The sequence below is a fragment of the Glutamicibacter sp. AGC84 genome (assembly GCF_053543575.1).
The window spans coordinates 170,999-178,765 of record NZ_JBLVOC010000020.1 but is presented as its reverse complement, the minus strand read 5'-3'; the positions used below and the strand labels follow the sequence as shown (position 1 = coordinate 178,765).

Sequence of the window (7,767 nt, the reverse complement as noted above, 5' to 3'; positions counted from 1 at the left end):
CCCCACTTCTCTTTTGCCGTTTAGGCGATCTTTCCGTCTTCGATGGTCCAGCCGAATTCGCCGGATTCGTCGACGAATTCGACCCAGATCTGGAAGCCGTTCTCGTCTCCGAGGTTTTGGAGTTCCTGGATGCCGTCGTTGTCCAGGTCGGATCCGTTGCGGATGATCATGACCTTCAGCTCGGGTTTCGAGGCGATGATCAGTCGGGCGGATGCGATGGTCTGTTCGCGGGTGGATGCCTTACGGAATGGGCGGCCGTGGAGCAGTACTCCTTCGTCGTCGAAGCTCATGCCGGGGACTGGGAAGTTTGCTGCGGCGAGGCCGTCGCTCTTCTTCTTGTCGATGTCGGCGATCTTCTGAGTGAGCGCTTTGGCTTGTTCCGCGGTCGCTTCGTATTGGAACTGCAGGGATCCGCGTTCTTGCTTCTTGCGTACGAGCCGGTTGGTTTCCTCTGCACCGTCGATCTTCAACTGAATCTCAGCGAGGTCCACTTCCTCGGGCAGCTTGGATGCATCTTCCGAAGCTTCGACCGCTTTCCTCTCGACATCTGCGAGTTCTCGTTTGAGACGTTCGGCTTCGCTCTCCCAATGCTGGACGCTGCGGACGGTGTTCGAGATCTTCGTGTTGATTTCCTGCCCTGCCCGGTATTGGTCGAGCAGTTCGGAAACGCTCACCTCGGCAGCTGGCAAGTCGTCCGGTAATTCCTCGTACTGCTTCAGCTGAGCTTCGAAGTCGCCAACTCGCGTGTTGACGCGAGTGCGTTCTTCGAAGAACTGCTTCCGATCTAGCGCAAGCTCAGCTGGGTCGAAGGGCAGGTCGACCAGATTCAGGACCGCGGCCAGCTGCTTCTTGTCATCGAGCAGCGGGAATGCGCCGGCATCCATGCCCAGGGCCCCAAGCATGCCGTTCAGGGTTGCTTGGGCAACTTTCGTTCCGTCAGCAGTTTTGCCGGTCAGGGTGGAGGATCCGTCTGCCTTGTATTTGCGGATCAGCTGCATCCCGTTGTCGAGGACGTGGATGTTCTCTGCAGCCTTCTTGCCTTCGTGGACTGGGCGTGGCACGTCGCGTTTGTTGTGGCCGATGATGGTTGCTTCCAGCCCGTCGAGGACGCTGGACTTGCCTTGGGCGTTTCGTCCGCTGATGGCGACGAGGGAGCCTTTCGGTGCAATCTGCACGTAGTCCAAGCGCTGGAATCCGTTGAGGGTGATTTCTTGGGTCTTAGCCATGATGGGAGTCTCCTAAATTGGGTGGTGTTAGTGGCCAGCTGGTGAGGCTGGCCACCGGGGTTGGGGGTTGGTTACGGCTGGGAGGCTTTCTGCCCTGCGGTGACGATGCGATCGAGGGTTTCGCGGTCGGCGCCCCATGCCTGGGCTTCGTTGTAGAGGCTTCGGAGTGCTACTGCATCACCTTCACGCTGTTCGATCTTCTCGTCCCAGGACAGCTCCAAGGCAGCTGGTGTTCCTTCGTCCTGGACCTCGCCGGTCTGGGTATCAACGTTGGCGCCGACCTCTTCAGGCTCTGGCGGCAAGGTCGTTGGTGCGGCTTGTGCCGGTTCTACGGTTGCGGCCGGCGCCGCGACAGCTGGTGCAGCGGACTTTGCTGGCGCTTTGCGTGACATTTTGCGGGTCTTCGCTGGTGCTTCTGTCGCGCTGCCAGCTGTCGGCTGCTCACCCAGGTCCTCGAGTTCCGATTCTTCGACCGAGTACGGTGAAATGCCGGATAGCACTTCTGGGAACATTCGGCGGCATGCTTCAGTTGCTGCCTTGGCGTACAGCATTTCCTGAGGGTTGGACTTGTACTTGGGATTGCTGGTGTATCCGGCCTGCGTGGCGCGCTGGATGGTCCAGGTGAACTCGTGCCATTCGCTTTCGTCACGGTGGCGGGCCCGGACAGTTACGGCTTCCGGTGTCGATGAAGCCTGGTCGAGCTTGTGGCCGTGGGATTTGACCAAGGCAACCATTGAGCGGGCGTACATTGCCGGAGAACCGTGGACGATGAACATATGCTGGACGGACTGGAATGGGTCGTAGCCGATCGATGCGCCGGCCATGATGATTGCGGTGACGTCCAGGGTCAGCTCGTCCACGGATTTGAAGCTGCCCTTGCCCTTCGACCGCAGGGGCGTCGGGACGAAATTGGACTGGGCCATGAAGCTGGCGATCTTGTTCGCGTGGCTGAGGGCGTTGACCCATGATTCGAGGCCTGCGATGCCGGCGGCGCCGGGCATGGTGGGCATGGCTAGTTCTGCGCTGGTTGGTGCAGGGTTTGCTGGCTGAATGCTCATGATTCTTCTCTTTTCTTGTAGTTAGGCAGCGTTGAGGGCGGGGACGGTGAGCGGTTCAAGCTTGATCTTTCCCCGCACTTTGGCGTCTTCGTGGACGGCCTTGGCGTGAAGGAAGTGCTGGAAGTGCTCGTCAATTTTTTCTGGGCTATCCGACAGCAGGTACAAGCTGGTGCCCAACGGCTCGTCTCCGTACCTGGCGTTCTCCCCTTCGCGGTCCATGGGTGTCACGTGGGCTACGAATGCTTTGGAGACGGGCGGGATCGGCTTTTCGATTTCCCCGTCCATATAGAACTCGGCTCTGGCGTAGGCCGCGGTCTGCAGGGCCGTGTCCATGTAGACGCCTTTGGACGTTTTCAGATCCACTTCGATGACCCAGCCAGCTGCGATTTCCTCAGCAGTTTGCAGTAGTGGCGACTGGGCGAAGAGGTCAACTTTGCCGGAGTACCAATGCTCGCGGCTTCCGACGATGACTTCAGCCAGTACTGGGGTGATCTGCCATTCTTCGAGGAATGCCAGGTATCCCTCAATGAACCCTTCGAGGTCCTCAGGCACGTCGGCTCCGCCGGTGAGGTTGATTTGTTCGGCGAGGTCGTGCACTGCCGTGCCGCGTTTCGCCGCTGCGTCGCGTTCACGGTTCGGGAGGAGCTGCAGGAATTTCAGCGACGGGTCACCCTTCTCGCCTGTATAGCCGGACTGCAGCCCTGTCAGATGGGTGGAATTGATCGGGTCAAGGACCCACTGCGCTACGACGGTGCCGGCCCACCAGACGAGGGCTGGCTTTGGCACTCCTCCGCCGATGATCGTCGTTACGCCGCTGACTGGCTGGCCGTCGAGTTTGTAGCGGTGACTTGATTCTTTGAATGTCAGCCCGCGTTCGATGGTTGCTGGGGTGGCAGTCATTAGAGCGACGCCCCGTCGAGGAAGCCGGTGAGAATGATAGCGGCGAGGATGGTGAGACCTGCGAGAGTGTGGAGTACCCGTTCGCCACGTGAAGTGATAACGAGTTTTTGGGTGTGCTTGCCCATTTGTAGAGTCTCCTTTGAGGAATCCGGTTGGTGGCCGGTTGCGGTTGGTGGCCGCGGGTGGGACTTGGGAGTCACGGTGTTGTGGTTTTTAACCCCGTAATAATCAGCGTACACACATTCATTCAATCTCGCAAGAACTTTTACTATTTCATTAAACCTAAGTCCACTGACAGAATAGCTCACGCCCTGAATGATCAGATCAAACTGATAAGGTTATTGCCCGTGGGTGGATTGTAGAGTCTCCCCACACCGCAGGCGTTTTGATCTCCATCTCACGCCTGCAACAAGGCGCCACAGGCGCCACTGTGGCCGACTGGTAATCGACCACATCAGCCAGCACGGGGTGGTACCCAGCTGGCAGAAGTGCGGCGTTGTTGGGACTTGGGAGTTTCCGACGCCGCACTTCGCTTTTAACTAAACTGTTGCAGCGCCAGCGCGAGCCCTGGGTGATCTCGAAGTCCCCTGGAATGCCAAAGCTTCCGGCTCTACCTCAGGCGCCGAATCCGCCTGCCGCACACAGCTCTCCAGGAATGCCTTGACCTGCGCCTCGGTGAAAAGGATCTTTCCGCGCTCGACCCGGGTATGCGCAATCTTCTTCTCACGTGCCAATTTGCGGATCGTCCACGGCGAAACCTTGCGGCGCAGCTCGACACTTACTTCTTCGGGCGAATACAGGGCAACATTCACTTGCTTTCACCCTGCTCGAATAGTGCCGTCGAAAGCTCCTTGCAAATGATTTCACTGATGCATTCCGCAACTTCGGGAGCCACCTCCCTGCGTCCAGTAATCAAATGGTAGAGATGCCCCGGCGTGACCTTGCAGCGCGCTGCGAGGTTCGTAATGGAAATGAGCTGAGCTTCGCCGGGCTTGGTGATGGCCCGCAGAAGCATTGGATTGCGGAGTTTCATATTTCCGTCCTTGGGAGTTCCAGCATGCTTCCTCCGAGAGTATGCGAAATTCCCTCTCCCAAGCAATTCAATTAGTCAGCTGATTCGTTCAGTCTGATTGAAAACCTGTATACGAAACTATTTCAACCTTGTTGAATATTTCATCTCACGCACTGTAGATTCAGCATTATCAGCAAAAAGTCTCAGTATAGAAATGCGCTTAGCTTGGCTGACATAACAAAAGTCACTTGACACACTACGAGCGGGGAAGAAATGCAAGGCGGAATCGAAGAACTCATCAACTCTATGCTTGGCGGACGAACCCTCAAACAGTTAAGCAAAGACTGCGGCGGCACGCCGACAATAGGACGCATCAGCGGAATGGCCCACAGCGGCATACGCGGATTCCCTAACCTGACGACCATCACCGGGCTAGCCAAGGGCCTTGGCGTAAGCCCGCAGACCGTCGTCCAGGCCTGCGGAGTCAGCCTGGGGCTATGGACGGTTGAAACATTCTCGACTGGCGCCCTGCAGCTCCCGCTCGGAGCAGAGAAGATGACCAAGGGCCAGAAAACAGCCGTCGTTTCTGTTGTCCGTGAGTTCATCAGCGCGAATGCGGCTTGAATACACTCCACCGCCTCAACCGGATCAGATCCAGCGCATCATTGATGCGATCAACATGGAACACCTCTGGAAACTGCGCAAGCTAGAGGGAAAAGACTTGGCTGACCACGTGCAGGATCTGATCGAGATGGAAGCCGACAAGAAGTACGAGGAGATGGTGGTCTTGCTGGAAAGGATCATCGACGTCACGCACTCCCTGGTTCAATACGACTCCCGGGAGCCGCAACCGTATTACGCAGAAAAAGCAGCATCGATTTACCGAAAGCTCGGACGACGCAAAGATGCGATCCGGGTACTGCGCCGATGGGTAGAAGCCTGGCCGCCAGAGCGGCCCAATATTAAACCCAAGGGAACAGAGGCGATCATCGCTCGCCTTTCGCATTTGGAAGCTTTGGAGTCCGGCATGTAATTACACCTCGGTTTCCGGTGTTGACCCCGTCAACGAGAAACGCAACAAAGAACAACACTTAGCAACACTTCCCGCGAGGAAGCAACAACTAAATAGAGTCGTAACCGGTCTGACAAGGCGAAATAGTGGTTCAAGTCCCCTTTCGCGCACAGGTAGAATCCCCGGTTGACTTCGGTCAACCGGGGATTTCTTTATTTAATCCGGACAGCTCCCCGCCCTCGATTGAGGATGCGGCGCCTGCCTCCGCCGCGCTTGCAGGTGTGCTGTCGTAAAGTGCTTATATGACTGATTCTTCCCCGGGCAACGTCCCCGCCCAGCAGGGGCTCATGCCAACTGATGACGGCCACCAGCTGTACTGGGAAGAGTTCGGCAGTCCCGGGGGAATCCCGGCACTGCACCTGCACGGTGGACCAGGAGGAACACTCGGCGCGAGCGGCTACCGGAACCGCTGGGATCTGTCCCGTACTCGCCTCATTGGTTTTGAACAGCGCGGTTGCGGACGTTCTCTCCCCTCGGCAGCCGCTGCGGATACGGACATCGGAGAATTCACTACCCAGCGGCTGATAGCCGATATCGAAACGCTGCGTGTCGGGCTGGGTATCGAGAAATGGATTATCAATGGCGTGTCCTGGGGCTCGACCTTGGCTCTCGCCTACGCACAGGCCCATCCCGAACGCGTCGTCGGCATGGTGCTTTTTGCCGTCACGACAACGAGCCGTGAAGAAGTCCAATGGATCACCGAGACTGTTGGAGCGCTCTTCCCGGAAGCATGGGACCGCTTCTCGCGATTCGCCAGCAGCCACATTCCGGCCTACGCGGCGGGTGAACTGCGACTGGTCGAGGCCTACGCGCAACTGCTCGGCTCCACCGATCTGGAACTTCGCGATGCGGCGTCCCGCGAATGGGCGCTATGGGAGGATACCCACATTTCCCTCGGATCGGAGCAGGTCATCCGCGATCCGCGCTGGCATGACCGCCGCTTCCGGCATTCAATGTCACGGCTGACCACTCATTTCTGGGCCCATGATGGTTTCTGCCAGCCGCCGATCATCGAGAATATGGCTGGGATCCGGCACCTGCCGGCCGTTTTGATCCACGGACGAGCCGATGTTTCCGGACCTTCAATGACCGCATGGAAACTTCACCAGCTCTGGCCAGCTTCCTCACTGGTTATCTGCGAGACCGATGGCCACGGCGGAGCAGAAATGGTCGATCACTGGACGTCGGCAAACGCGAAAATGCTCGACCTGGCTTCTTGATAGCATCAGAGGCGGAGTTTTGAACGAAAAATTCCGTCACTAGCACAGCACTACTGGAGTACTGAACATGCGCATAGCCATGCTTTCCCTGCATACCTCACCGATGCAGCAGCCGGGCTCCGGCGATGCAGGTGGCATGAACGTGTACATCCAGAACCTTTCCTATGCGCTGGGCGCCCTGGGCCACGAAGTCCACATGCTCACGCGCACCGCCAACGAATCCGAGTCGCTCCAGGTCAGCGAGGGCGTGTGGATGCATCAGGTGCAGATCGCTGCCCATCGGAACCTTGCCAAGGAACAGCTCCCGGCGATCATCGACGAGGCCGCGGAGGAAATCGCAACGCACTTGCACGGCGTGAAGTTCGATGTCGTCCACGGGCACTATTGGCTCTCCGGAATGGTGGGGCTGCAACTGGCGCAGCGCTGGTCCGCTCCCTTGCTGGTCTCGATGCACACCTCGGCGGCGGCCAAGGAACACGAATCAGGTCTCCCCGAGCCGGGGAAGCGGAAGGAAGCAGAGAAGCAGCTGCTCGCCGACTGCGCGCGCATCATCGCGAACACGCCCGTCGAGGCGAAACAGCTGCAGCGCTTCTACGGCGTGGACTCGAACAAGCTCGACATCGTCCTGCCGGGCGTCAACCACCGCATCTTCCACCCGGATCAGGACAAGCTGCGCCGGCCTCTGGGCGACGATGACTTGCACCTGGTCTACGCCGGGCGCATGCAACCGCTGAAGGGAGCCCATCTTCTGCTCGAAGCCATGGGCATCGCGCGTCGCGAGGATCCAGCCCTGCGCATTACCGCATCGCTGTTCGGCGCGCTGTCCGGGGCAACGGACTACGACCTGCCAGCGCAAGTCCAACGCCACGGCCTGGAGGACGTCGTCCGGTTCTTCGATCCGCTATCCCCCGAGAAGCTGGCGCTCGTCTTCGCCAATGCCGATGTCGTTGCGGTACCGTCGCTCTCCGAGACTTTCGGGTTGGTGGCCGCCGAAGCGCAGGCCTGCGGCACGCCGGTGTTGGCCAATGCGGTGGGAGGGTTGGCCTACGCCGTCAATGACGGCGAATCCGGTTGGCTCATGACCGAGCCTGATGCCCAGCTTTGGGCCGCCAAGCTGCTTGAACTGGCCCGGGATCCTGAACAGATTACCGCTGCCGGACATGGGGCGCTGGAACATTCGGCCCTCTTCACCTGGGAACGCGCGGCCGTGGCCACCCTGGCCAGCTACCGTGTCGCCCAGTCCGAGCGCCAAGTACGTTGAATGCAATAGTGGCTTGGC

General features: G+C 58.8%; 10 protein-coding genes. 4 read left to right on the top strand and 6 right to left on the bottom strand.

Annotated elements, in window-relative coordinates; translation table 11 throughout:
• Positions 1-20: 20 nt before the first annotated feature.
• The 6 genes from ACNPN0_RS13160 to ACNPN0_RS13135 all read right to left on the bottom strand — a co-directional run bounded on the left by ACNPN0_RS13160 (position 21) and on the right by ACNPN0_RS13135 (position 4,217).
• A complete protein-coding gene (locus ACNPN0_RS13160; RefSeq protein ID WP_448938632.1) occupies positions 21-1,226 on the bottom strand; it encodes a hypothetical protein in 1,206 nt (401 codons plus the stop codon).
• Positions 1,227-1,297: 71 nt separating this feature from the next.
• Positions 1,298-2,284, bottom strand: coding sequence for a hypothetical protein (locus ACNPN0_RS13155; protein WP_448938631.1), 987 nt, complete (start codon positions 2,282-2,284; stop codon positions 1,298-1,300).
• A gap of 21 nt (positions 2,285-2,305) precedes the next feature.
• A complete protein-coding gene (locus ACNPN0_RS13150) occupies positions 2,306-3,184 on the bottom strand; it encodes a hypothetical protein (protein ID WP_448938630.1) in 879 nt (292 codons plus the stop codon).
• Positions 3,184-3,309: a hypothetical protein gene (locus ACNPN0_RS13145; RefSeq protein ID WP_426734467.1), complete on the bottom strand. Its 126-nt coding sequence runs from the start codon at positions 3,307-3,309 to the stop codon at positions 3,184-3,186. The genes ACNPN0_RS13150 and ACNPN0_RS13145 overlap by 1 nt, the downstream gene beginning before the upstream one ends.
• 414 nt (positions 3,310-3,723) lie before the next feature.
• Complete coding sequence (locus ACNPN0_RS13140) at positions 3,724-3,996, bottom strand: helix-turn-helix domain-containing protein (protein WP_448938629.1); 273 nt, start codon at positions 3,994-3,996, stop codon at positions 3,724-3,726.
• Positions 3,993-4,217, bottom strand: a complete 225-nt coding sequence (locus tag ACNPN0_RS13135) for a hypothetical protein (protein ID WP_448938628.1) — start codon at positions 4,215-4,217, stop codon at positions 3,993-3,995. Before ACNPN0_RS13135 ends, ACNPN0_RS13140 begins: the two co-directional genes overlap by 4 nt.
• A 360-nt stretch (positions 4,218-4,577) precedes the next feature.
• Here ACNPN0_RS13135 and ACNPN0_RS13130 point away from each other — a divergent pair, with 360 nt between their 5' ends.
• From ACNPN0_RS13130 to ACNPN0_RS13115, 4 genes are all read left to right on the top strand, one after another.
• Positions 4,578-4,820, top strand: coding sequence for a hypothetical protein (locus ACNPN0_RS13130; protein WP_426734472.1), 243 nt, complete (start codon positions 4,578-4,580; stop codon positions 4,818-4,820).
• On the top strand, positions 4,792-5,229 hold the full coding sequence (locus ACNPN0_RS13125) for a hypothetical protein (RefSeq protein WP_448938931.1): 438 nt from the start codon (positions 4,792-4,794) through the stop codon (positions 5,227-5,229). Before ACNPN0_RS13130 ends, ACNPN0_RS13125 begins: the two co-directional genes overlap by 29 nt.
• Positions 5,230-5,510: 281 nt before the next feature.
• Positions 5,511-6,488: an alpha/beta fold hydrolase gene (locus tag ACNPN0_RS13120; protein ID WP_332727066.1), complete on the top strand. Its 978-nt coding sequence runs from the start codon at positions 5,511-5,513 to the stop codon at positions 6,486-6,488.
• A gap of 67 nt (positions 6,489-6,555) precedes the next feature.
• The gene (locus ACNPN0_RS13115) at positions 6,556-7,749 is read left to right on the top strand and encodes a glycosyltransferase (protein WP_434690420.1); all 1,194 of its coding nucleotides are present in this window, start codon (positions 6,556-6,558) and stop codon (positions 7,747-7,749) included.
• Positions 7,750-7,767: the final 18 nt, after the last annotated feature.